Annotated in this window: 21 protein-coding genes; 16 read left to right on the top strand and 5 right to left on the bottom strand. The window is 48.5% G+C overall.

What is annotated here, in order from left to right; all coding sequences use genetic code 11:
- Positions 1-7: 7 nt before the first annotated feature.
- The 14 genes from ACO0LC_RS14735 (at position 8) to ACO0LC_RS14670 (ending at position 15585) form a co-directional block, all read left to right on the top strand.
- Positions 8-787 (top strand): isoprenyl transferase, encoded by a 780-nt coding sequence (locus ACO0LC_RS14735; protein ID WP_423004322.1) that lies wholly within the window; start codon positions 8-10, stop codon positions 785-787.
- Complete coding sequence (locus ACO0LC_RS14730) at positions 787-1605, top strand: phosphatidate cytidylyltransferase (RefSeq protein WP_423004320.1); 819 nt, start codon at positions 787-789, stop codon at positions 1603-1605. Before ACO0LC_RS14735 ends, ACO0LC_RS14730 begins: the two co-directional genes overlap by 1 nt.
- Positions 1606-1610: 5 nt before the next feature.
- Positions 1611-2795 carry a 1-deoxy-D-xylulose-5-phosphate reductoisomerase gene (gene ispC / locus ACO0LC_RS14725; RefSeq protein ID WP_423004318.1) on the top strand — a complete coding sequence of 395 codons (1185 nt, stop codon included), beginning with the start codon at positions 1611-1613 and terminating at the stop codon, positions 2793-2795.
- Positions 2792-4165 carry an RIP metalloprotease RseP gene (gene rseP / locus ACO0LC_RS14720; protein WP_423004316.1) on the top strand — a complete coding sequence of 458 codons (1374 nt, stop codon included), beginning with the start codon at positions 2792-2794 and terminating at the stop codon, positions 4163-4165. Before ispC ends, rseP begins: the two co-directional genes overlap by 4 nt.
- Positions 4166-4234: 69 nt before the next feature.
- Positions 4235-6583 carry an outer membrane protein assembly factor BamA gene (gene bamA, locus ACO0LC_RS14715; protein ID WP_423004314.1) on the top strand — a complete coding sequence of 783 codons (2349 nt, stop codon included), beginning with the start codon at positions 4235-4237 and terminating at the stop codon, positions 6581-6583.
- 90 nt (positions 6584-6673) lie between these two features.
- Positions 6674-7150, top strand: coding sequence for an OmpH family outer membrane protein (locus ACO0LC_RS14710; protein WP_423004749.1), 477 nt, complete (start codon positions 6674-6676; stop codon positions 7148-7150).
- A 5-nt stretch (positions 7151-7155) separates the two neighbouring features.
- Complete coding sequence (gene lpxD, locus ACO0LC_RS14705) at positions 7156-8217, top strand: UDP-3-O-(3-hydroxymyristoyl)glucosamine N-acyltransferase (RefSeq protein WP_423004312.1); 1062 nt, start codon at positions 7156-7158, stop codon at positions 8215-8217.
- Positions 8210-8662, top strand: a complete 453-nt coding sequence (gene fabZ, locus ACO0LC_RS14700; RefSeq protein WP_423004310.1) for a 3-hydroxyacyl-ACP dehydratase FabZ — start codon at positions 8210-8212, stop codon at positions 8660-8662. Before lpxD ends, fabZ begins: the two co-directional genes overlap by 8 nt.
- Positions 8663-8671: 9 nt before the next feature.
- Positions 8672-9460 carry an acyl-ACP--UDP-N-acetylglucosamine O-acyltransferase gene (gene lpxA, locus ACO0LC_RS14695; RefSeq protein ID WP_423004308.1) on the top strand — a complete coding sequence of 263 codons (789 nt, stop codon included), beginning with the start codon at positions 8672-8674 and terminating at the stop codon, positions 9458-9460.
- Between the two features lie 25 nt (positions 9461-9485).
- Positions 9486-10619 (top strand): lipid-A-disaccharide synthase, encoded by a 1134-nt coding sequence (gene lpxB, locus ACO0LC_RS14690; RefSeq protein ID WP_423004747.1) that lies wholly within the window; start codon positions 9486-9488, stop codon positions 10617-10619.
- 62 nt (positions 10620-10681) lie between these two features.
- Complete coding sequence (locus tag ACO0LC_RS14685) at positions 10682-11461, top strand: TatD family hydrolase (protein WP_423004306.1); 780 nt, start codon at positions 10682-10684, stop codon at positions 11459-11461.
- A gap of 8 nt (positions 11462-11469) precedes the next feature.
- Entirely contained in the window at positions 11470-12156 is a 687-nt protein-coding gene (locus ACO0LC_RS14680) for an ankyrin repeat domain-containing protein (protein WP_423004304.1), read from the top strand.
- Between the two features lie 351 nt (positions 12157-12507).
- On the top strand, positions 12508-14241 hold the full coding sequence (locus ACO0LC_RS14675; protein ID WP_423004302.1) for an ABC transporter permease: 1734 nt from the start codon (positions 12508-12510) through the stop codon (positions 14239-14241).
- Between the two features lie 42 nt (positions 14242-14283).
- A complete protein-coding gene (locus tag ACO0LC_RS14670) occupies positions 14284-15585 on the top strand; it encodes an AAA-associated domain-containing protein (protein WP_423004300.1) in 1302 nt (433 codons plus the stop codon).
- 29 nt (positions 15586-15614) lie between these two features.
- Here the strand turns inward: ACO0LC_RS14670 and ACO0LC_RS14665 are convergent, their stop codons facing one another.
- Genes ACO0LC_RS14665 through imuA form a run of 3 tightly spaced genes read right to left on the bottom strand, consistent with a single transcriptional unit; the run spans position 15615 to position 20982 of the window.
- Positions 15615-18779, bottom strand: coding sequence for an error-prone DNA polymerase (locus ACO0LC_RS14665; protein WP_423004298.1), 3165 nt, complete (start codon positions 18777-18779; stop codon positions 15615-15617).
- 18 nt (positions 18780-18797) lie between these two features.
- On the bottom strand, positions 18798-20351 hold the full coding sequence (locus tag ACO0LC_RS14660; RefSeq protein WP_423004296.1) for a Y-family DNA polymerase: 1554 nt from the start codon (positions 20349-20351) through the stop codon (positions 18798-18800).
- Positions 20254-20982, bottom strand: coding sequence for a translesion DNA synthesis-associated protein ImuA (gene imuA / locus ACO0LC_RS14655; protein ID WP_423004294.1), 729 nt, complete (start codon positions 20980-20982; stop codon positions 20254-20256). The genes ACO0LC_RS14660 and imuA overlap by 98 nt, the downstream gene beginning before the upstream one ends.
- 240 nt (positions 20983-21222) lie before the next feature.
- Here imuA and ACO0LC_RS14650 point away from each other — a divergent pair, with 240 nt between their 5' ends.
- On the top strand, positions 21223-21450 hold the full coding sequence (locus ACO0LC_RS14650) for a hypothetical protein (RefSeq protein WP_423004292.1): 228 nt from the start codon (positions 21223-21225) through the stop codon (positions 21448-21450).
- Between the two features lie 137 nt (positions 21451-21587).
- On the opposite strand, the gene ACO0LC_RS14645 is transcribed toward ACO0LC_RS14650, so the two are convergent.
- Positions 21588-22082, bottom strand: coding sequence for a nuclear transport factor 2 family protein (locus ACO0LC_RS14645; RefSeq protein ID WP_423004290.1), 495 nt, complete (start codon positions 22080-22082; stop codon positions 21588-21590).
- 59 nt (positions 22083-22141) lie between these two features.
- On the opposite strand from ACO0LC_RS14645, the gene ACO0LC_RS14640 reads away from it, so the two are divergent.
- Positions 22142-22642: a winged helix-turn-helix transcriptional regulator gene (locus ACO0LC_RS14640; protein ID WP_423004288.1), complete on the top strand. Its 501-nt coding sequence runs from the start codon at positions 22142-22144 to the stop codon at positions 22640-22642.
- 88 nt (positions 22643-22730) lie between these two features.
- On the opposite strand, the gene ACO0LC_RS14635 is transcribed toward ACO0LC_RS14640, so the two are convergent.
- Complete coding sequence (locus ACO0LC_RS14635) at positions 22731-23978, bottom strand: AI-2E family transporter (RefSeq protein WP_423004286.1); 1248 nt, start codon at positions 23976-23978, stop codon at positions 22731-22733.
- Positions 23979-24246: the final 268 nt, after the last annotated feature.

Raw genomic sequence — 24246 nt, 5'->3', positions numbered from 1 at the left:
GATTTACATGACCCATACAAGTTCCACCAAGGAAATTCCGGCAGTTGGCGCAATTCCTAAACATATAGCAATTATCATGGACGGCAACGGACGCTGGGCAACCAAGCGTTTCTTGCCGCGTGTCGCAGGACATGTCAAAGGCGTGGAGGCGGTCAGAGGTATGGTTGAGGCCTGTGCCAAGCGCGGTGTTTCTTACCTGACTTTGTTTGCCTTCAGTTCAGAAAACTGGCGTCGTCCCGCTGAAGAAGTATCCTTATTGATGCGCTTGTTTGTCACGGCTCTTGAAAAAGAAGTGGCAAAGATGCATGCCAATAATATACGCTTGAAAGTGGTGGGTGATCTCACTCGCTTTGATGTGCAGTTGCAAAACATGATTATTGCTGCTGAAGAAAAAACAGCAAATAATCAGGGGCTGACGGTAACTATTTGCGCCAATTACGGTGGCCGTTGGGACATTATTCAGGCCATGAACCGCTTGCAAAAAGATCGCATTGCCAAGGGACAGGCGGAGCAAGAAGTGACAGAAGATCAGCTTGCTGCTTATCTGTCCATGGCTTATGCGCCTGAGCCAGATCTGTTTATCCGTACCGGTGGGGAAACTCGCATTTCGAATTTCCTGCTGTGGCAACTTGCGTATAGCGAATTCTATTTTACGGATACCTTTTGGCCAGATTTTGATGCGGCGGCACTGGATGTCTCCATACTATCTTATCAAAACCGTGAGCGTCGTTTTGGCAGGACCAGTGCTCAGGTGACCGAACAAACTTCCACACAAGAAAGCAAGTAATGCTGAAAACCCGTGTATTGACTGCCCTGGTTCTATTGGCGATCTTGCTGCCAGTACTGTATTCGGCGAACTTTTATGCCTTTACTGCACTGGCGCTCGCATTTTTTGCGGCAGCCATGTGGGAGTGCCAGCGCCTGTTCAAAAAGCCTGGCACCATTATCATGGCAACACTTTGGACAGGCTTGCTGGCATATTGCTTGTTCCATTTAAAGGATTTTTCCTATCAGTTGCTATTTGCGCTGAGCACCGCCTTCTGGGCACTCAGACTGGTCCCGACTTTGGCCCGGGGCTTGCCGCAAGCGCATAATTTCTCCAGCGGCATACTGAGTACCTTGTATGGCATCAGTATCTTTGCCTGCTTTGTGGCGATTGCTGTTTTCTTTCAGCAATCCCCCATGTATTTGTTCTCTGTCATGGCGATCGTCTGGATTGCTGACATTGCTGCTTATTTCTCTGGCAAAGCCTTTGGCAAACACAAGCTCGCACCTACCATCTCCCCTGGGAAATCCTGGGAGGGAGCCATTGGTGGCTGGATTTTTGTATTGATACTGGCTACAGCGACCAGTTTTGTTCCTGCTTTGCAAAATACGTTTACTGCGCAATTACTGGCCAGAAAAGGCTGGCTTATCTTTGTTGCTGCCATGACTTTGATCACTGCTGCCAGTGTAGTGGGGGACTTGTTTGAATCATCCCTGAAGCGTCGTGTTGGCATGAAAGATAGTAGCAATCTCTTGCCTGGACATGGTGGTGTCCTGGACAGGATAGATGCGCTGATCCCAGTCCTGCCATTGGCTGCATTAGTGGACTTGTGGCGATAAATCACATGCAAAAAAAACAGCAGCTTTGCATATTGGGGTCTACGGGCTCCATAGGTGTTTCCACTTTGGATGTAGTGGCGCGCCACCCTGAACGTTATGGTGTTTTTGCGCTTACTGCGCATACGCAGGTCAAAAAACTGGCTGAGCAGTGCGCACAGTTCTTGCCGCAGATCGCTGTTGTTGGCACAGCGCAAGCAGCAGACGAGCTGGCTATGTTATTAAAAGAAAAACATTTACCTCAAATCCAGATACAGTTTGGTCCTGAGGCTTTGTGTGTTGTTGCCAGCGCCAGTGAATGTGATAGCGTGATGGCCGCCATCGTTGGTGCTGCCGGCTTGCCAGCTTCCCTGGCGGCCGCTAAAGCAGGCAAGAAAGTCTTGCTGGCAAATAAAGAAGCACTGGTTATGTCTGGTCAGCTTTTTATTGATGCTATCAGGGACAGTGGTGCGGCTTTGCTGCCTATTGATAGTGAACATAATGCTATTTTTCAATGCTTACCTGGCGACTATAATCGCCACCCTGGCGCGCATGGCATACATAAGATCTTGCTGACAGCGTCCGGTGGACCTTTTTTGCATCGTGATGTGAGCACACTCGACGATGTCACTCCTGAGCAGGCAGTAGCCCATCCCAATTGGGTCATGGGGCGCAAAATCTCTGTCGATTCAGCGACCATGATGAACAAGGGCCTTGAAGTCATAGAGGCACACTGGTTGTTTGCTACACCGGCAGAACAGATAGAAGTCATTATTCATCCACAGAGTGTGATTCATTCCATGGTTTCTTATACCGATGGCACTGTGTTGGCGCAAATGGGTAATCCCGATATGCGCATACCGATTGCCTATGGCATGGCTTATCCTGAACGCATAGCCTCCGGTGTCGAGCCACTGGATTTGTTGAAAGTAGCCAGTTTGAATTTCATCAAACCGGATTTCCAGCGCTTCCCTTGTCTGCAATTAGCCTATGATGCCCTGAAAGAAGGGAAATCTGCTGCAACCATATTGAACGCAAGTAATGAAATTGCTGTCCAAGCGTTTTTGGACAAGAGAATTGGTTTCCGCATGATCAACCAGATCATAGAAAGTACCTTGGAGAAAGTGCCTTCCAGCCATGCGCCCGATCTGGAAAGTATCCTGGCTTGCGATGCTGAAGCGCGTCGTGTCGCTGATGCGATGGTTGCTGCATGATCTGGCTACAAAATGCCCTGGCTTTTCTGGTGACTCTGGGTATCCTGGTCACTATTCATGAATTTGGGCACTATATTGTTGCACGCTGGTGCGGTGTCAAGGTTTTGCGTTTTTCTCTCGGCATGGGGAAAGTCATTTACTCAAAACGTCTGGGCAAAGACCAGACTGAATGGGCCATCTCCATGTTGCCACTGGGTGGCTACGTCAAAATGCTGGATGCCCGTGAGATGGGCGCAGAAAATATTGCCCCAAATGAGTTGTCGCGAGAATTCTGCCAGCAATCAGTCTGGAAGCGCATTGCTATCGTCGCTGCAGGCCCCATTGCTAATTTTTTGTTGGCTATCTTTCTTTATACAGTGTTATTTGTGCATGGCGTGCCTGAGCCTGCCGCAAAAGTGCGGGTTGTTCCTGGCGCTTCCATCGCCTATCAGGCGGGCTTGCGTTACGGTGATTTGGTTACCAGTGTCAATGGTCAACAGGTACAAGGCTGGACAGAATTCCGCTGGAAAATGCTGCAAGCGGGTATGGCCAATAGTAATCCTGTGCTGGAAGTGCAGCACTTTGACGAAATTGGACGTGATAACGGGAAACCAGTTTCCATCGAAGTGCCCTTGCAGCAATTTAACCCTAAAGATACAGAGAATGACATTCTCAATTACCTGGGCCTGAATCTTGCTCGTAGCACTGAAGTAGTTTTAAAAGGCTTCTTGCCTGAAAGCCCGGCCTCGCGCGCTGGTTTGCAAGCTGGTGACCGCATCCTTGAAGTAGGGCATAAACCTTTGCTGGATGTCATAGATTTCATACAAGTCGTCAACGCCAATCCTGGTAAGCCGTTGAAGCTATTGGTGCAAAGAAAGCAGGAGAAGCTTGAAGTAGAAGTAATTCCCGCAAGCAAGGAAGTCAATGGCAAGACAATAGGCATGCTGAAGGTGGAATTGCAAGCTATGGCACCGGAAATGACAGTACTTCAGGCAAATCCTGTAGAGGCATTCGTCAAATCGGTAGAGAAAACCTGGGATACCAGTATCTTCAGTCTGAAAATGATAGGCAAAATGCTGACGGGAAGTGTTTCACTGAAGAATATTACTGGACCTTTGACGATCGCTGATTATGCAGGGCAGACATCCAGGACCAGCATGATTACCTACTTGGGCTTCATTGCAGTGATAAGTATTAGCCTGGGAGTGATGAATTTGCTACCCATACCGGTTTTGGATGGGGGGCATTTGTTGTATTATTCGCTGGAAGTTTTAACCGGGAAACCTTTGCAAGACCGTTACGTCGAAATGGGGCAGCGTGCCGGAGTTTTTTTGCTATTGATGATGATGGCAATAGCTTTTTTTAATGACATTGCCCGACTAATGTCATAATAGTCGGCTTGATGACAGAAACTCATTTCAGATAGCAATATTGAGAGTATTGAAAGAAATTTATACCCAATGAAATTACATATCGAGCAGTTCACTTTAGCCCATTTTCGTCGTCATGCATTATCTTTGGCTGCATTAGCACTTTGCACCGGAAATGCACTCGCGATTGAGCCCTTCACAGTCAAGGATATACGTGTAGAAGGCTTGCAACGGACGGAGGCCGGTACTGTATTTAGCTATTTGCCTGTCAAGGTTGGCGAGCAATTTGATGACGCAAAAAGTACAACTGCGATCAAATCCCTGTATGCGACGGGTTTTTTCAAGGATGTTCAGATAGAAGTGCAAGATGGCATCCTGGTGGTTTTGCTGGAAGAGCGTCCGACCATTGCCGGCGTGGAGTTTACCGGCACCAAGGAATTTGAAAAAGATGCGCTGGTCAAGGCTTTGAAAGACATAGGCGTTGGTGAATCACGCATTTTTGATAAAGCGACCGTAGATCGCGCCGAACAGGAATTGAAACGTCAATACCTGTCCAAGGGCTTGTATGGCATGCAAATCACGACCACGATCACGCCTATAGAGCGTAATCGTGTGAATGTCACTTTTGCGGTTGAAGAAGGCGAAATTGCTAAAATCGCGCAAATCAATATTATTGGCAATAAAGCGTTTTCTGACGGTGAAATCCGCGATTTGCTGACCTTGACGACACCAGGCTGGTTTACCTGGTATACCAAGGCAGATCAGTATTCCAAGCAAAAGCTGTCGGGCGATATAGAAACTCTGCGTTCTTTTTATCAGAACCGTGGCTATCTGGAAATGCAAATCCTGTCCACGCAGATTTCCATTACCCCGGATAAAAAAGATATCTACATTACCATCAATCTGGAAGAGGGTGATAAATACACGGTTTCCGACATCAAACTCGAAGGCGATACTTTGGGACGTGAAGAAGAACTGGCTTCCCTTTTACTGTTGAAGAGCGGCAATATTTACAATGCTGCCCGCCTGACCGAAAGTACCAAGCGAATTTCTGAGCGCATGGGTAACTTTGGTTATGCCTTTGCTAACGTGAATGCCAACCCTATCCTGAACAAAGAGAAGAAAGAAGTTGCGTTCACCATCTTTGTTGACCCTGGTAAGCGCGTGTATGTACGCCGCATCAATCTGGCGGGTAATACACGTACGCGTGATGAAGTCATTCGCCGTGAATTCCGTCAATTTGAGAGTTCCTGGTATGACGGTGAAAAAATCAAGACTTCACGTGACCGTGTAGAGCGCCTGGGTTACTTTAAAGATGTCACGATAGAAACACCAGAAGTGCCAACCAGTGTGGATCAGGTGGATGTGAACCTGACTGTAACTGAAAAACCTACCGGTAACTTACTGTTTGGTGCGGGTTACTCAAGCGCAGAAAAACTGACCTTGACGGGTTCTATCCAGCAAGCCAATGCTTTTGGTAGTGGTGATACGATAGGCCTGGACATCAATACCAGCCGCCAAAATCGTACTATTGCGGTTGCCCACACTGATCCTTATTTCACTGACGATGGTGTTAGCAGAAATATAGAGATGTTTTTACGCACAACACGTCCTATCATAGGTAGTGCTGGTGATTACAAAATTCAAACCACAGGCGGTGCATTGCGGTTTGGCGTGCCATTCTCTGAGGTTGATACCGTTTTCTTTGGTCTGGGCTTTGAACGTACCAAGGTAGAAACCTATTATTTGAGTCCGCCGCGCTATTTGAAATACGTTGCTGACTATGGCAATGGCAGCAAAGATATCACTGATCCGTTTTATGGTATCGGCGAGGCAGTCACGAATTCTTATCCTTTGACAGCTGCCTGGCAAAGAGATAGCAGGGATAGTGTCTTGACACCTACCATAGGTCGCTACCAACGCGCCAATCTTGAGCTTGCTGCTTTTGGTAGTTTTAAATACTACCGTGCGATTTATAATGCGCAATTGTTCCAGCCAGTTTATCGTTCCATTGTTCTGGCATTGAATGGCGAATTTGACTATGGTCATGGATTGGGTGGCAAGGCTTATCCTTTGTTCAAAAACTTCTATGCAGGTGGTATAGGTTCTGTACGTGGCTATGAACCATCCTCTTTGGGCACCAGAGATCCAAATGGTGATGCACTGGGTGGTTCAACCAGGGTGCTGGCTAATGTAGAATTACAAATTCCTTTCCCTGGTGCTGATAAGTCCTTGCGCTGGTTCACTTTTGTGGATGGTGGTAATGTCTTTGATGAGGGGCAAAAAGTCAGGCCAAAAGACTTACGTTTTTCTGCAGGTATAGGTATAAGCTGGATATCGCCTGTCGGTCCTTTGAAATTGAGCTTTGGTAAGGCTTTGAATGCAAAACCAGAGGACAAAAAGCAAACATTCCAGTTCCAGATGGGAACGGGCTTCTAATTGCTTAAGCAGGCTATATTTGTTTTAGTACGTGTTACGGAGATTATTTTGAGTCAACTTACTACCCCGACCAAATTGTTGCAACGCTTGATGGTTTGTGCGGCTTGCGTTTTTAGCGTTGCTCAAGCCCAGGCGCAAGACACGAAAATAGCGATTTTTGATTCGCAGAGGGTGATGCGTGAATCCTTGCCAGCCAAGGCGGCAGAAGCCAAGCTGAAAGTTGAGTTTCAAAAGCGTGGTGAAGAACTGGAAAATCTGGCAAAAAAATTAAAGGCGACAGCAGAAAAGTATGAAAAAGACGCGCCTTTATTGTCAGAGGCGGATCGTGTTGTTCGTCAGCGTGAAATCACTGAACTAGACCAGACTTTCAAGCGCAAGCAGCGTTCTTACAATGAAGATGTCAATCAGCGTCAGAATGAAGAAATCGCTTCCCTGGTAGAACGTGCGCAAAAAGTGATCAAGCAAATTGCAGAAGCTGAGAAAATTGACCTGGTCTTGCAAGACTCTGTCTATCACAGCGCCCGTATCGATATTACTGACAAAGTTCTCAAAGCACTCTCCAAATAATTCCTATGACCGCAAGCATTCGGCTAGGTGAATTGGTCGATCGCTTCGGTGGTCAGTTGACTGGTTCACCTGATATCACTGTCACTGGCATTGCTCCTCTGAGTGAAGCCGGTGAACAGCATATTACCTTTTTATCCAATCCCAAATTACGTCAACAAGCTGCCGTCACACAAGCGGCTGCACTGATACTGACACAGGCCGATTTTGAGCAAATCGGTAAAGACTATGCCGGTATCTGTCTGATTGTTCCGCAGCCTTATGTGTATTTTGCCAGGGCTGCGCAATATTTTGCTACTCTCAATGCAATACCTGCATTGATCGGTGTGCATCCTGCTGCCTGGGTCAACCCTCATGCGGTCGTTGCTGCTACTGCCAGCATAGGAGCAAATGTCAGCATAGATGCCGAGGCAGTGATAGGTGAGCATGTTGTCATCAAACCCGGTGCTGTGATAGGCCGTGGCGTGGTGATCGGTGACAATAGCCTGATACATGCCAATGTCAGTATTTACGACTATTGCGTGTTGGGACAGCGTTGCATCATTCATTCTGGCGCCGTGATAGGTGCTGATGGTTTTGGCTTCGCCAATGAAAAAGGCCAATGGATAAAGATCCCGCAAACGGGCAGGGTATTGATCGGTGACGATGTAGAAATCGGTGCCAATACCAGTATAGACCGTGGCGCCCTGGCTGATACCATCATAGAAGAGGGCGTAAAGCTCGATAACCAGATACAAATAGGCCATAACTGTCACATAGGCGCGCATACGGCCATGGCTGGCTGCGTAGGTGTGGCAGGTAGTGCCAAGATAGGTAAATATTGCACCTTTGGCGGTGCAGCGATGGTTTTGGGGCATCTGACCATCGTGGATAATGTCCACATTTCTTCTGCCAGTATGGTGTCACGCTCCATTCTGGAAGCGGGCCAATATACGGGCTTCTACCCTTTGGCAAAAAATGCTGACTGGGAAAAAACGGCTGCCATCGTACGCAATTTATCGGGCATGCGTGAAAAAATGCGTTACCTCGAAAAAACAATGAAAACACTGACTGAAAAAGATCATGAATAGCCTGGACATCAATCAAATCAAAGAATATTTGCCGCATCGCTACCCAATGTTGCTGGTCGATCGTGTACTGAACTGGGAAGATGGCAAGACCATTACCGCGATCAAGAATGTTACGGCGAATGAAGAGTTTTTCAACGGCCATTTCCCCAATAAACCCGTCATGCCAGGTGTATTGATGATAGAGGCATTGGCACAAACTGCTGCCATACTCTCATTTTTAACCATGGGTAAAAAGCCAGATGAAAATACTATTGTGTATTTCCTTGGCATTGATGGCGCACGTTTCAAGCGCCCGGTTGAGCCTGGTGACCAGTTGAAGATGGAAGTAGAAATCATCAAGGTTGCACGTGGCATCTGGAAATACAAGGCCAAAGCCACAGTAGATGGCCAATTGGCGGTAGAAGGCGAATTGATGTGCACCATGCGCACGAAAGATGAAGCCTAGGAGAGCAAAATGCATATCCACCCAAGCGCACTGATCGACCCCAAGGCCCAACTGGATAGTACCGTTGAAGTTGGTGCTTATTCAATCATCGGTCCCCATGTGAGGATAGCCGAAGGTACCAAGATAGGTCCGCACGTAGTCATAGAAGGGCATACGACGATAGGCCGGAATAATACCTTCTACCAGTTTTCCTCTATAGGTGCAGCACCACAGGACAAGAAGTACGCGGGCGAACCTACCCGTCTGGAAATTGGTGACAATAACGTCATCCGCGAATTTTGTACCTTTAATCTGGGCACAGTTCAGGATAATGGCGTAACACGCCTGGGTAACGATAATTGGATCATGGCTTATGTACATCTGGCACATGACTGCCAGGTTGGCAATAATGTCATATTCGCCAATAATGCTGCTTTGGCTGGCCATGTGCATGTCGGTGACTGGGTTATTTTGGGTGGTTTTACCAATGTGCACCAGTTCTGCAAGATAGGTGCACATGCGATGTGTGGCATGGGCACGTCCTTATTGCAGGACGTACCGCCATTCGTCATGTTGAATGGCAATCCGGCAGCGGCCCATGGTATCAATGTCGAAGGCTTGAAGCGCCGCGGTTTCAGCCGTGAGCAGATTTCGGCCATACGCCAGACTTACAAGCTGATCTACAAGTCCGGCTTGACCTTGGAAGAAGCTAAAGCAGCCATTGATGAACAGATTGCTGAATTAGAAACCGATGTGGCTCTTCACGTACAGTCCATGCGTCATTTCCTGGATGCTGCTACCCGTGGCATAGTCCGCTAATTATATTGTGACGAATCGACCAATTATAGCCATGGTCGCCGGAGAAACCTCTGGTGACATGCTGGCCAACCGTCTCTTGTCAGGTTTGCGCCCGGCTTTGCCTGATGCTCATATGCATGGCATAGGTGGCCCGCGCATGGCGGAGCATGGCTTCATCAACGACTGGTCCATGGAAAAACTGTCTGTACGTGGCCTGTTTGAAGTGCTGGCGCATTACCGTGAAATCAGTGGCATACGCAAGCAATTACGTGAACAGTTATTGCTGGAAAAACCGGATATCTTCATTGGTGTTGATGCACCCGACTTTAATCTGGATCTGGAAATCCAGTTAAAGCGCGCAGGTATTCCCACCATGCACTACATCAGTCCATCAATCTGGGCCTGGCGTGGTGGCCGCATCAAAAAAATAGCCGAAGCAGTTTCCTATATGCTGGTGGTGTTTCCGTTTGAAGAAGAGATTTACCGCAAAGCTGGCATACCAGTGACTTACGTAGGCCACCCACTTGCACAAGTCATTCCCATGGAAACTGACATGGCTGCCGCCAGGGATGAACTGGGCCTGGACAAAAACGCCAGAGTGGTCACGATCTTGCCGGGCAGCCGCATGTCTGAGATCAAATACAATACTGAAGCCTTTATCCAGACAGCAAAAATACTCTGTCAGCGCGACCCACATTTGCAAATCGTCGTGCCGATGGCAGGTGAAAAACAGCGCAGTTATTACATCAAGCTGGTAGTTGATGCCAAACTGGATAATGTGCCAATCTTGCTGATTGATGGTCGCTCGCATACTGCCATTGCTGCAGCAGATGCTGTACTGGTTGCATCGGGCACGGCATCGCTGGAAGTGGCGCTGTTCAAAAAGCCCATGGTGATTGCCTACAAGATGATGGAAGCCTCATGGCAGATTTTGCGGCACATGGGTTACCAACCATGGATAGGCTTGCCAAATATCCTGGCGCGTGAATTTCTGGTGCCAGAGTTTTTGCAATCAGCTGCCAGACCAGATGCTATGGCCGATGCATTGTGGCAGCAGTTAAGCGACAGCGCTTTGCAGGAGCGTCTGAAGCAGCGCTTCGTCGATATGCACCATTCCCTCTTGCGTGACACTGCCAACGTCTCGGCGCAAGCCGTATTACAATTGATCTCAGCGGCCTGAGGCGATTTGCCTCAGGTGTTTGCTGTCGGCCTTTGCGCCATATTTCCTTAAGAGTAGCAAGCATGTACGTTGATTCTCATTGTCATATCAATTTCCCCGAACTGGCTGAGCGTTTGCCTGAGATTTTAGGCAAGATGCAAGAAAATGGGGTCACGCACGCGTTGTGTGTCTCGGTTGATTTACCTGATTTTCCGCAAGTGCTGGCACTGGCAGAGCAATACCCGCACATCTATGCTTCCGTAGGTGTGCATCCAGATTATGAAGAAACAGAAGAACCAAGCGCCGAGCAATTGGTCAAGCTGGCGGATCACGATAAAATTATTGCCATCGGTGAAACCGGGCTTGACTATTTTCGCTTGAAAGGTGATCTGGAATGGCAGCGTGAGCGTTTCAGGCAACATATCCGTGCATCGCGCATATGCCGCAAGCCCCTGATCATCCACACCCGGGCAGCGGCTGAAGATACTATACGCATCATGAAAGAAGAGGGGGCTGGCACGGCGCAGGGTGGCGTGGCCGGTGTCATGCACTGTTTCACCGAATCTCTGGAAGTGGCGCAAGCTGCAGTGGACCTTGGCTTTTATATTTCATTCTCAGGCATACTTACTTTTAAAAGTGCTAAAGATTTGCAGGCAGTTGCCAAAGCCTTGCCGCTTGATCGTATTTTGATAGAGACTGATTCCCCTTATCTGGCACCGGCACCGCATCGTGGCAAAATGAATGAACCTGGATTCGTACGACATGTAGGCGAGTTTCTGGCAGACTTAAAAGGGATCTCTGTCAAAGAAGTGCAGGAAACCACGACCAAAAATTTCTTTCAATTGTTTCAATTTGCACATTAAGGACTGACATGCAAACACCCAGGTCATTTGCATTTTACGCTCATCAAAAAACCTTTTTGAATTGCCTGGCTTGTTTGCTATTGTGGCTGTCTTCCTCTTGCGCTTTTGCAGACGATAAAGATGATTTGATTTTTGCTGTGCGCTTTGATGCAGTGGATAAGGTGACAGAGCTACTGCAGCAAGGCATGGATGTGAATGCAACTGAAGCGAGCCGTGGTGAAACCTTGCTCATGATTGCCTTGCGCGAAAATTCAAAGAAAGTTTTTCTAGCTTTGCTAGAGCGCAAGGATATCAAACTGGAAGCAAGAGCCAGAAATGGTGACACCATCTTAATGTTGGCCAGTTATCTTGGCAATCTCCCCGCTGTTAAAGCCTTGCTTGCACACGATGCCGAAGTTAATCAAGTCGGCTGGTGTGCCTTGCACTATGCAGCAGCTGGCGGCAACAAGGATATTGTTGCCTTGTTACTCGAACATTCTGCCTATATCGATGCCGAATCCCCCAACAAGACGACGCCTTTAATGATGGCGGCACGCTCAAACAAAGAGCTTATTGTCAGCTTATTGCTCAATGAGGGAGCTGATCCTCATCTGAAAAATGAATTGGGTTTAACGGCTCTCGATTTTGCAACTGAGCTTGAGCAAAGGGAAATTGCCACCTTGCTCAAAGAACGCATGCAAGCGCTTAAAAAATAGTCTTTTTGCGTTGCAACATCTTGCCTGCAAAACAAAGTTTATGTTAAAGTTCGCGCATCTCATTTTCGGAGCACATCTGTGGACAGTTATAGTTGTCGATCATCACTCAACTTGGCAATGTAAGCACAGATTTTCTCTTGCTACCTTGCCATCTGGCGGGTAGTAGTCTTTCGCAGCAGTCTTGCTGCTCTCTACTTTTACCCCTGTTTAAAATTTTGCGTGGCGCTGGCTATTGTCAGCATGCATGTGCTCTGCCGCGCAGTTCATCTTTGTCCGGACTTGATGTTTGTGACAGGAGGTATGCTATGTGCCGTTATTTTGCTATTACTTTCATTGTGTTGAGGAGCATTCATGTTTGAATTGTTCCGCCAACAAGGGCGTGATGTTGTCACCGGGGATAAAGGTCCAAATCGCTGGGATTGGGCTTTACTCCCTTTGGTTTTGGCGTTGCTGGGTATTTTTGCATTTGCCGCCATGCAGATGAGCCGTCCTTTTGCGGTGGGCGAAGCTTTGCAAATCAGTCTTGATCCTGCTTATTTGCCTTATTATTTATTGCGCACCATCTTGCGCATGTTTACGGCACTGGCTTTTTCCCTGATCTTTAGTTTGATATTTGCGGCTGTTGCAGCCAAATATGCCGCAGCTGAAAAAGTCATGATACCGGCGCTGGATATCTTGCAATCTGTGCCTATTCTTGGTTTTCAGGCGATTGCTATTGCGCCTTTTATTGCCTTGTTCCCTGGTAATTTGCTGGGTGTGGAGTGTGCAGCCATTTTTGCGATTTTCACGTCCCAGGCATGGAATATGGCATTCAGTCTGTATCAATCGATACGTAATGTGCCACCTGAGTTAAAAGAAGCGGCGCAGATTTTCAGATTGTCCGGCTGGCAGCGTTTCTGGCGCCTGGAACTGCCATTCGCCATGCCCGGCTTGTTATGGAATATGATGATGTCCATGTCCGGCGGCTGGTTTTTCCTGGTGGCGGCAGAGGCTATTTCTGTGGCAGGGCAAGATATTAAATTACCAGGCATAGGCTCCTATATTGCAGTAGCAATTGAAGCCAGGGACGGTATGGCCATCACTTGGGCGATTGCTGCCATGCTCATTGGTATATTGTTGTACGACCAATTGTTTTTCCGTCCCTTGCTGGCCTGGGCTGATAAATTCCGTTTTGAAGAGACTCAAGGTGACACTGCGCAGCAATCATGGTTGCTGGACTGGATGCGTAACAGCCGTTTATTCCGTGCATGGATAGCCAGGTTCTGGCTTTTCCTTGGGCGTGGCCTGTCATGGTTTAGTGTGCAAGGTGATGGCACCAGCATACAAGTCAAGCAGCGTTTTACTCATCCAGCGTGGCCCAAAATTTTTGATGCAGCTTTGTTGCTGGCTTCAATTTCTGCCATATATAGCCTCTTCATTTTTATACACAGTGTGGTGGGTTGGACTGAAGTGGCGCATGTGCTGGGTCTGGGCTTGATTACTCTGGTGCGCGTCATGTTATTGATTGCCCTGGCTTCCTTGTTTTGGGTACCGGTTGCAGTCTGGATAGGTTTGCGCCCACAGTATTCACAAAAAGTGCAGGCGATGGCGCAGTTTCTGGCGGCTTTCCCCGTTAATCTGATGTTCCCCCTGGTGGTATTTGCCATGGTGACATTCAAACTGACGCCGAATATCTGGCTCAGTCCTTTGATGGTATTTGGTACGCAGTGGTACATCCTGTTCAATGTCGTGGCTGGTGCTGCCACTATCCCCAATGAATTGCGGCTGGCTGCAGATAACCTGGGTTTAAAAGGCTGGCTCAAATGGAAGCGCGTATATTTGCCTGCTGTTTTCCCCAGCTATATCACAGGCGCAATTACTGCCAGTGGTGGCTCATGGAATGCCAGTATCGTGGCAGAGTATGTGACCTGGGGTAAAACTACACTGGTGGCCGATGGCTTGGGTAGCTATATCAAGCAAATGACGGAGACGGGGGATTTTCATCGTATCGCTTTGGGCATAGGCGTGATGTGCGTATTTGTCATGCTGCTGAACCGCTTTTTCTGGCGCAAATTGTATTTGCTGGCCGAAGACCATCTGCGTTAAGCCTTATAGCTAACGTCAAGATAATTCATCAAGGAATTCAAGATGACTCAAAATTTATTGCTCGATCTGCATCAGGTAGCCAAATCTTTTAAAGCAGCAGACGGTAAGTCGCGCCTGATACTGGACAAAGTTGATTTCCAGCTTAAAGATGGCGAGATCGTCGCCTTGCTGGGCAAATCTGGTTCCGGAAAATCCACTCTATTGCGCATCATGGCTGGTTTGATACCGGCAGATGCTGGTAAAGTGGCTTATCGCGACAAAGCGATTGGTGGGCCAGTCGCAGGCATAGCGATGGTATTCCAGTCCTTCGCCTTATTCCCATGGCTGACTGTACAGCAGAATGTAGAACTGGGTCTTGAAGCCCAGGGTGTACCGGCAGCAGAGCGTGAACAAAGGGCCGATGCAGTCCTCGAATTGATAGGCCTGGCTGGTTTTGGTGGTGCCTTGCCACGTGAACTTTCTGGCGGCATGAAACAGCGTGTTGGTATAGCCAGGGCACTGGTCACCAATCCTGACGTGCTGCTCATGGATGAGGCTTTTTCTGCCCTGGATGTGCTGACAGGTGAAACCCTGCGTAATGACATGCTGGAACTGTGGGAAGAAGACCGTATATCCACTAAAGGTATCCTGATCGTTTCGCACAATATTGAAGAAGCCGTTATGATGGCAGACCGCATCATTATTCTGTCCAGTGACCCGGGTTCGGTCAGATGCGAAATCAAGATCGACCTGCCCAGGCCACGTGATGTGGATTCGCTGGAAGTCCGTGCCTTGATTGATGAAGTGTATGGCTTGATGACCATGCGCGCCACCCATGAAGCAGCAGCGGATACACCCAATGCCCGTCACCTGGGTTATCGTTTGCCAGAGACGGATGTCAGCCGCATCGAAGGTATTCTCGATTTGCTGGCGGAAGCTCCATTCAATGGCCGTGCCGACTTGCCACAATTGGCAGAAGAAGCTGAATTGTCGGATGAAGAATTATTCCCGACCTATGAAGCCCTGAGCCTGTTGGGTTTTGCCGTGCTGGAAAAAGGCGACATCATGCTGACACCGCTGGGTAAAAAATATGTGGAAGTAGAACAGGCGCAAAAGCAGGAATTGTTTGGTCAACAATTGCTGACCCATGTTCCATTGGCAGCACATATACGCCGCAATCTGGAATCGGAAACCAGTGGCAGCTTGTCTGAAGAACCGCTGATAGATTTGCTGGAAGAGTTTTTGAAATCTGACGAAGCAAAACGGGTACTCGAAGTCGCCATTGAGTGGGGACGCTATGGCGAGGTCTACGAATATGATTATCACACCGGTCGTCTGACTTTGCCTGAGGATAACCAGGAGTAGATATTGTGCATTTACAGAGCATGGGAAGCTTAGCAAAAGTTCCTGCTTCCCACCTCCAGTTGCCCCAGAAGATGTGACATATCCACCAGGCGTTTGGCAACCAGATGCCTGACTTCGGCTTCGCATTGCCAGATGCCATACACGCCCAGAAGTGGCGCACTCAAGACTTCACTACGCTGTTTTTCCAGTACATTTGGCCAGATAATCACATTCACTGGGCCGGTTTCATCTTCTATGGTGATGAAGATGACGCCCTTGGCCGTTTGTGGCCTTTGTCTTACCGTGACCAGGCCACAGCCGCGCGCAAATTGCCCCTGTTGAAAGGTATTCAGCATTTCTGCTGGCAAGAAGCGTTTGGCCAGCAATTGTGGTCGCAGCAAAGCAAGAGGATGGCGTTGCAGACTGAACCCGGTTGCATGGTAGTCGCTATAAATTTCCTGTGCTTCTGAAGGTGCTTTCAGTTGTGGCACTTGCTCTTGTATGCTGGTGACACGCAACAAATCCTTGTCCGGCATTGCCCCTACAGCTTGCCATAATGCCTGTCTTCTATGTCCGGCCAGCACTGACAAGGCATTGCCAGCCGCCAGTACATGCAAATCATGTTGGCTCAACTGTGCGCGCTTGGCCAGATCATGCACATCAATAAAAGCCTGTTGCTGTCGTGCCACCATGATACGCAAGGCAGCACTCTCGGACATGCCATGCAATAAAGAGAACCCCATACGCACGGCAGGCTGCATGGTGTCGGTAAATTTATTGAGCTGCGTCTCTGCTTCAAGTGCAGAATCCCAGTTGCTACAAGTTACATCGATGGCCCTGACTTGCACATCATGACGACGTGCATCCTGTATCAATTGCGAGGGTGAATAAAATCCTAAGGGCTGGGAATTCAATAGTGAACACAAAAACACGGCAGGTTCATGGCGCTTGATCCAGCTACTGAAATACGCAAGGATGGCAAAGCTGGCTGAATGGCTTTCAGGGAAGCCATAATCACCAAACCCCTTCATTTGCTCATAGATCCCTTGAGCAAAATCACGCTCATAACCATTTTTGACCATGGTTTCTACTATCCTGGTTTCATAGCCTTCCAGGCCACCTTTGCGTTTCCAGGCTGCCATTGCACGGCGCAAACCATCCGCTTCTCCCGCCGTAAAGTCTGCCGCATGCATGGCAATTTGCATGACCTGTTCCTGGAAAATAGGTATCCCGAGAGTGCGTTGCAGTGCCGCTCGCATACCCGGATTTTTGTGTATTTCTACAGGCTGCTTGCCCTGGCGTCTTTGCAAATAAGGGTGCACCATGCCACCTTGTATAGGGCCGGGCCGCACAATGGCAATTTGTATCACCAGGTCATAGAATTCTCTGGGTCTCAAGCGTGGCAGCATACTCATCTGCGCCCGGGATTCTATCTGGAATACACCGACGGTATCTGCCTTGCAGATCATGTCATAGGTCAGGGTATCTTCGCGTGGAACATCCTGCATGCACTTAGGTTTGCCTGGCAAGTTAGCCATCAAATCAAAAGCCCGCCGCAGTGCTGACAGCATGCCAAGGGCCAGCACATCGACCTTGAGCAAGCCCAGGGATTCAAGATCGTCTTTATCCCATTGAATCACATTACGCTTTTCCATCGCCGCATTTTCTATTGGTACCAGCCTGGATAATTTGCCACGTGCGATAACGAAGCCACCGCTGTGCTGGGATAGGTGACGTGGGAAACGCAGCAATTTTCCTGTTAACAGCGCCCATTGCTGGGCGATAGGGGAGTTCGTGTCGAGGCCACATTCAGTGAAGCGCTTGAATAATTCTTGCTTGCTATCAAACCAGCGATGCGATTTTGCCACGGCATCGACGATGGTCAGGTCTACACCCAGTGCTTTACCTACATCACGCAAAGCGCCACGCGGGTGGTAAGTGTGTACAGCCGCAGCTATGGCAGCGCGGTCACGTCCGTATTTATCATAGATATACTGCATGACTTCTTCGCGGCGTTGATGCTCAAAATCGACATCGATGTCCGGGGGCTCACCCCTCTCTTTGGACAGGAAACGTTCAAACAACAAGGTATGTGTCTCTGGATTGACTTCGGTGATATGCAGGCAATAGCAGACCACACTGTTTGCTGCCGAGCCGCGTCCCTGGCAGAGTATTTCCTTTTGTCTGGCGAAATTGACGATATCAAACACTGTCAAAAAATAAGGTTCATAAGCCAGATCATTAATCAGGTGCAGCTCATGTTCTATTTTATTTTTTACCGATGAGGGCAAACCTTGCGGATAGCGCAGATCAGCTCCTTTATAGACCTGGAACTTTAAATAACTGGCAGGCGTATATCCTTTCGGCACCAGTTCATGTGGGTACTCGTAGAGTAATTCATTCAATGAAAAGCTGCACAAGTCTGCGATTTTCACAGTTTCGGCCAGGGTATGCAGCGGATAGATCGTCGCTAACCTTAAACGCGAACGCAGGTGCTGTTCTGCATTCATCGCCAGCGTGTAACCACATTCAGTGATGGGCTGGCATAAGCGTATGGCAGTCATCGTGTCCTGCAAGGGCTTGCGGGACCTGACATGCATGGTGACCTGGCCTATGGCAACGACGGGTAATTGAACAGCTTCAGCTGCCGCATCAACCTGCTGTTTTTGATATTCATCTGCAATTTGCATGAGTAAATTCAAGCCTATCCAGGCGCGACCAGGGAAATTTTGCTTCAACCATTTCGCTTGTTGCAGCAGTAGCTTGCTTTCTGCGGGGTAGGCTGGTACAAGTATCAGCAGGCAATCTGGCAAACCAGACAAATGTTCCAAGCCTGGTGGTGGCGAGACGAAATCCTTGGGCGTCAATAAATAACTACCCTTGGTCGCCCGGCATCTTCCAAGAGTGATCATTTCAGAGAGATTGCCATAGCCCTCACGGTTTTGTGCAAGGGCAATCAGATGCACATTATTTTCAGGTGCTTCTATATCTTCCAGTTTGAAGTGGGCACCGATGATGAGATGCAAGCCGGTATTTTTTGCTGCGGTATAGGCTCTTGCCACACCAGCCAATGAACACTCATCGGTAATGGCCAGGGCACGGTAATCGAGTTTGATGGCGCGGGCTACCAATTCTTCTGAATGTGATGCCCCATGCAGGAAGCTAAAATTGCTCATGCAAAATAATTCTGCGTATTCGGGCAGGAAGGCACTCATGTTGATCTATTCAAAATACTATCCAAAAATGCCGTGCAAGAACCAGACAGCTTCTTCACTGTCGGGGTCATTGGCACGTTCACGATAAATCCAGTAACGCACATGGCGCTTATCGACAGCAATGTAGTAATCCCGGGTTTGTATTTGCTCATTCCACCAGCCTGCTTCTATGCGCTCAGCCGGAGAAACAAGTTTGAGTTCTGAGCCGTAATAAGGACGATGTTCGTGGATATTCAGCGCCAGCGGCTGCGGTAGCAACCAGTTGGGGCGCAAGGCATAGCCTGCCAAAGCGGATGCTGGGCAGGGCGGCGGAGCTTTCTTGATGACAGAAATCCAGTGATTGGCAATATCAGCCCTATGGTCTGCCTGTGGTGCTGGCTGCAAGACATTATCTTCGCCCAGGCGGGCGACTAATAGCTCAAGCAAACGCTTATGTTCATTTGCCTGCCCGCCAGGTTCAGGGAACAAGGTATAGCTTTGTGCTTCGCGCAAGATAGTCTGCTTTACTTCCAGCAGCATACCGATGACAGCACTATGCAGCTTGAGCTGGCTGAGTTTTTCTTTGAACAAACTCAGCAGGTGCGATTCTTGCCAGCATGCTTGTGCCAGTTGTAGATCAAACATGGTCGGTGGGATGGCCTGGCGACCACGTTCATGCAATAACTCCATGTGTATATGCGTAACCGCCAGTTGCTGCGCTGCCAGCCATCCCAGTAACTGGGCAAGCAGGCTGCGGGCAAAAATAAGAAGTGAATCTGCAAGCTCTATACGGTCTGGCAATTCCATTTTGACTTTGAATTCTGGTGCTGCCAGATACCATTCGTGTACTTCGGCCAGCTCACCATAGGCTTGATCCAGCTCTATGAGTAAAGCTTTGCCGAAACGCCTCTGCAGACCCGGGCGGGGTAGTTGCCGCAAGTCTTTCAGGCTATAACAGGCTATGCCCTGCAATAATTCAGCCAAAGGCTGAGCGGCAGTGAGCAATTTGACTGGTAGTTTGTCCAGGTGCTGGTTCAATCTTTTTATTTTAAAAACATGCTGCCCTCTGGGTAGTTTGCGCGATGCCTGCTTGGCTAATAGCCATGCAGCCCTGGCAACGGGAGCAATGCCTGTGGTTGCCGTGTAGCCCAGAATGCGCATGCTTTCCTGCACGCGTTTACGCAAAGCGCGTATGCCACCAAACAAACTCAGGCTGGCACTGATATCAACCAGTATGCAATCGTCTTCTGCCAAACAGACTTGTGGTGAGTATTGCAGCAGCGCAGTTGCCACTGCCTGCAGTGCCAGCTGTTCTTTATTGTGATCACGCTGATAATAATCAGCATCGGCAGACAGCATCTGCACGCCACCTGCGCGCATATTCAAACGTATGCCAGCCTGATCGGCAGATTCAGACATGGACGTCACCCGGCCTTGATGGAGTATCACACTGACTTGCGTCTCTTGCTGAGCAAACAAGGGGGTGACAAACACCTCAAGCTGGAGTAAAGGCAGATGAACGGCTATCCACAGTGGTGGGCAAGTTGCCATAGTTTGTCGCAAGGTTTTCTTTGCCAGGATGAGCATAGGCATACAAATAAGGATGATCTGGCAAATGCAATGCCAGCGGCGCATCGTGCTGGCTGCCACGGCGCTTGAGTATGCCCAGCTCCAGGCCATATTGACTGGTTTGCACACTCAATCGCAAGGGAGCAGGAGAGGCTTGCTGTGCCGCCCGCATGTCACGTATCAAAAAAAATAAGGTCTCAGAGCTTTGCGCGGCCAGATGCAAACGACGCAAAGCTTCACTGCGGATGCTGGATGTCCAGAACAACAGCGCACCACAACTGCTATTGCGCAACACCTGTTCAGCCGCCCACAAGGCATCCACATGCTTTTGGCAGCGTATCCAGATCAACTGCGATGATTGCAAACCTGTACATGCAAAAGCCAATGCTTGCGGTACATAAGGGGGCGTCAATAAAACAATGGGACGTCCATCAAGCTGGCTCAATGCGGGTTTAAGCAAGCTGAGTTCGGCAGTGCCAATCTGTGGCAGCAAAATCTCGGTTAATTGCCCTTGTGGCCAGCCATTGCCAGGCAGTTCATTATTGAGTTCTGCATAGCCACTGGGCAAATAGCCGCCATGACCACGCGCCAGCTGCGATGCACGCCACAGTGCGGGGTGTATACGTTCAGGAGGAAGTGAGGAAACCTGGGTCATATTGCATATACTGATTAAATATACAGTATATGTAATATGGCGAAAGACTTCAAAGTTTATTTTATGTGCCCGTACTATGTGACTGGAGCAAGAGATTGCAGGAGATGAGAAAACCACAGTGTTACATAATACTGATAGTATATACAGTAGTTTGTGTTAAAGTTCGTTCCATGGATGAACGCATGGCTGTTTTGATGACCGTTCCTCTATCACATACCAACCGATATGGAGATTGAAATTATGGCAAACCTCGAACAGTCCTTTGATACGCGCTTCAGCCTGCAATTCGCCCCGACATCATTTTTGATGCGCCTGGGTCGTCGCGAAATATTTGTTTGCCGCGACTTTAGACAGCGCTCTTATTATGTCAATCCGGTACTGGATTGCAGTACCGGTATACAAGCCGGGCATCTGGAAGTGCTGCTGTTTCGCAAATGGCTGATCATTTTATCCAAGGCCAACTGGTAAGCAGGTTATTAGTTTATCCCCACAGAATGAACAAATTTTTGCTGTAAACAGATCCAAGATATTGGACGGGTTTGTTTGCAGCAAGTTGCGTCTGTCAGAAATAGATTTTTGGCAAATATACATCTGAATATCTGTGCCTATGCACGCAAGAAAGGTCCTGTGCCAGGCCAGGTCTGATCAGTTATAGGGGCCGCCAATGCTTCATCGCATCCTTGTGTTGCACTCCAGGCCAGATAGCGGCTACAACGCTGTATATCTTCCAGGGTCTGGATGTAAGTGACTTTCCCCCAGCGCATACGCATGAATTGCATCACTACATTCTTGTAGGGCCCATTCGGCTGATGCGGCACAATAAAGTCGAGTACGGCATGAATGCGGGTACCCCACGGCGGCCCCAGTACAGCAACTTCCTTTACCTCAAAATGAAAGCCTGGAAACAAGCGGTATAGGCGTTCCCACCACAAAGCCATGGACGCGCGAGAATTGCGCAGGCCAGAAATTGGCGAATCCCCTTTAAATCGATATGTAAAATCAGTGGCCAGGCCATTTAGCATCAAGCTGACATCGCCTGCGTTGATGGCGGCAAAGATCTTGCGTAATTTATTCTCAACGATATAAGCATACATAGTCATCTTTCACTGGCATAATGCAAGTAATATAAATTGATAACTTGCATCAAGCAAGCTAAATTATGGAGCGCAGTTCTTTTTCTGACTTTTCCTGTTCAATTGCCCGGACGCTGGAGGTCATCGGTGAGTGGTGGACCTTGCTAATTTTGCGCGATCTGTTTTTGGGTTTTGAACGTTTTGATGATATTCAGCGTAATCTTGGCGTGGCATCCAATATCCTGACCGCCCGCCTGAAAAAAATGATGGAGCAGGGCATTGTTGAGCGTAAGTCAGACACTCAGGACAAACGGGTCTGGCGCTACAGCCTTACCCAACAGGGGCGGGATTTGTATCCCGTATTACTGGCACTGACTGCCTGGGGAGATAAATGGCGCACGGCAGAAGGGCAGCAGCCTTTGCTCATTCGTCATCAGCAATGTGGCCACATCACCAGTGTTATTCCTGCTTGTGTAGTATGCAAAGAAGAATTAAAACTCGACGATTTACAGTATGAGCCTGGGCCAGGTGGCCAGGAAACAGCTGGCACCGCATTAATGGGGCAAGTACTAAGTCGTCGCAGATAGTAATCAAGATTAAAAAATAACGCGGTATCAACAGCGTGCATTAACAAACTTGTTATGCGGTGCCAACTCAACTATTTCCAAACACGCTTCACACCACATTTTCAAGCGGAATAGAATTGTCTGAGGTTTTATCCTCTTCATTGAGTTTTCTATCTCCAGAAATTTCAAGGGCGATTCCTGCTGCCTCCTCTGCGGGCATGCCATTCGTGCGTCGCAGATATTCGGCCTCGCCGACGATATCATCTTTTTGCACAGCCAAATCCTTGGGTTGTGGGCTTTCGCCCGGCAATTCAACTTTCAGTTCATCGATAAGCATGAGCAGGGTCGCTGCAACGGGCAATGCGAGCAGCGCACCACCAATACCATACAGTGTGCCACCAGCGATCAAGGCGAATAGGACTATCGATGATGGCAAACGTAATGCACGCCCATATACAATGGGAATTAATATCCTGCTTTCAAACTCTTCATAGCAAAGCAATAATACAAAGACCACAGTCGCGGCGACGCCACCGATAGCCAAGGCTGCAAGCACTGCAGGTAACATGGTCAGGAAAATGCCAACAAAAGGCAGCACATCCATAATCCCGCCAAAAGCCGCAATTGCTATCGCATTAGGTACGCCACAGGCAGAAAGTAAAATGAACAGAAAGACTGTCATCATGGTGCAAGTCAGAACCTGGCCGCGTACGTAACCACCAACGATGGTCTCAAGATTGAGCATGATGCGCGCCAATTTGATGTGATGGGCACGGGGGATCACGGCAAACAATGCACCGCGCAAGCGGTCACGATCTATCATGATGTACAAAGCAAGAAAAAATGAACCTGCGCCGTATGCAATAATTTCGAAGAAGCCTCTCGAAAAAGCCATCGCTTCGCTACTATAGGATTTGAATAACGCCGCATACTGTATATGTCGCAAACCGTCTGCCAGGGATTCGGTGAGGGGATAGGCAGCTAAAAACTTAATCAGGCGACCTCGTAATTCAGGCTCTTGCTGGACAAGGCTGACAACTTGAGCAATAAATGGCGGTACTGTAAAAACCGCCAGAGCTACCAAAACCACCATCAATACAGCAAATATGATGGCTATACTGGTAAAACGGCGAATTCTATGGCGTTCCAGCCAGGCTACCGCAGGATTGAGCGTGCCGACCAGCATAAGCGCAGTGATCAATACAAAGATGACTGGAACCAACTGAGAGATCAGTGCAAATCCCAAGACGACAGCAACAATGGCAATGATTGTGGATCGGGCCAATTCTATGCGGATCGTTTTCTTCTCTTTTGAGGGAGATGGGTTTTGCGCAAATTTTTCAGGGTATTGTGTCATGTCAGCGCTTATGGTTTATGTTCTGGTTTATTTTTCGCGCAAGTTCGAAGGATCTGCTTAACGTACCACATCGTGACAGGCAACTCTGTAGACATCTGTGCGCTATCCCACATGTGAATTAAATCGGTAACATGAAATAAATTGATACAAGCATGGCAGACCATTTTGCTTGCTGCTGAACGCGCGAGTCTATCCTCCAGCCTCAATATATACATATGAGCTCTAGCTGACTTGCCATCCGATGAAAGGCAAGCCAGCTAGATATAAA

Source organism: Undibacterium sp. JH2W, assembly GCF_049340425.1.
In the GTDB taxonomy this organism is placed as follows: domain Bacteria; phylum Pseudomonadota; class Gammaproteobacteria; order Burkholderiales; family Burkholderiaceae_D; genus Undibacterium.
This window is presented reverse-complemented; position numbering and strand designations above follow the sequence as displayed.

Coding starts and splice junctions, on each gene's coding strand:
- ACO0LC_RS14735 (WP_423004322.1), top strand. CDS start 8: ATGACCCATACAAGTTCCACCAAGGAAATTCCGGCAGTTGGCGCAATT.
- ACO0LC_RS14730 (WP_423004320.1), top strand. CDS start 787: ATGCTGAAAACCCGTGTATTGACTGCCCTGGTTCTATTGGCGATCTTG.
- ispC (WP_423004318.1), top strand. CDS start 1,611: ATGCAAAAAAAACAGCAGCTTTGCATATTGGGGTCTACGGGCTCCATA.
- rseP (WP_423004316.1), top strand. CDS start 2,792: ATGATCTGGCTACAAAATGCCCTGGCTTTTCTGGTGACTCTGGGTATC.
- bamA (WP_423004314.1), top strand. CDS start 4,235: ATGAAATTACATATCGAGCAGTTCACTTTAGCCCATTTTCGTCGTCAT.
- ACO0LC_RS14710 (WP_423004749.1), top strand. CDS start 6,674: ATGGTTTGTGCGGCTTGCGTTTTTAGCGTTGCTCAAGCCCAGGCGCAA.
- lpxD (WP_423004312.1), top strand. CDS start 7,156: ATGACCGCAAGCATTCGGCTAGGTGAATTGGTCGATCGCTTCGGTGGT.
- fabZ (WP_423004310.1), top strand. CDS start 8,210: ATGAATAGCCTGGACATCAATCAAATCAAAGAATATTTGCCGCATCGC.
- lpxA (WP_423004308.1), top strand. CDS start 8,672: ATGCATATCCACCCAAGCGCACTGATCGACCCCAAGGCCCAACTGGAT.
- ACO0LC_RS14685 (WP_423004306.1), top strand. CDS start 10,682: ATGTACGTTGATTCTCATTGTCATATCAATTTCCCCGAACTGGCTGAG.
- ACO0LC_RS14680 (WP_423004304.1), top strand. CDS start 11,470: ATGCAAACACCCAGGTCATTTGCATTTTACGCTCATCAAAAAACCTTT.
- ACO0LC_RS14675 (WP_423004302.1), top strand. CDS start 12,508: ATGTTTGAATTGTTCCGCCAACAAGGGCGTGATGTTGTCACCGGGGAT.
- ACO0LC_RS14670 (WP_423004300.1), top strand. CDS start 14,284: ATGACTCAAAATTTATTGCTCGATCTGCATCAGGTAGCCAAATCTTTT.
- ACO0LC_RS14665 (WP_423004298.1), bottom strand. CDS start 18,779: ATGAGTGCCTTCCTGCCCGAATACGCAGAATTATTTTGCATGAGCAAT.
- ACO0LC_RS14660 (WP_423004296.1), bottom strand. CDS start 20,351: ATGCCTATGCTCATCCTGGCAAAGAAAACCTTGCGACAAACTATGGCA.
- imuA (WP_423004294.1), bottom strand. CDS start 20,982: ATGACCCAGGTTTCCTCACTTCCTCCTGAACGTATACACCCCGCACTG.
- ACO0LC_RS14650 (WP_423004292.1), top strand. CDS start 21,223: ATGGCAAACCTCGAACAGTCCTTTGATACGCGCTTCAGCCTGCAATTC.
- ACO0LC_RS14645 (WP_423004290.1), bottom strand. CDS start 22,082: ATGACTATGTATGCTTATATCGTTGAGAATAAATTACGCAAGATCTTT.
- ACO0LC_RS14640 (WP_423004288.1), top strand. CDS start 22,142: ATGGAGCGCAGTTCTTTTTCTGACTTTTCCTGTTCAATTGCCCGGACG.
- ACO0LC_RS14635 (WP_423004286.1), bottom strand. CDS start 23,978: ATGACACAATACCCTGAAAAATTTGCGCAAAACCCATCTCCCTCAAAA.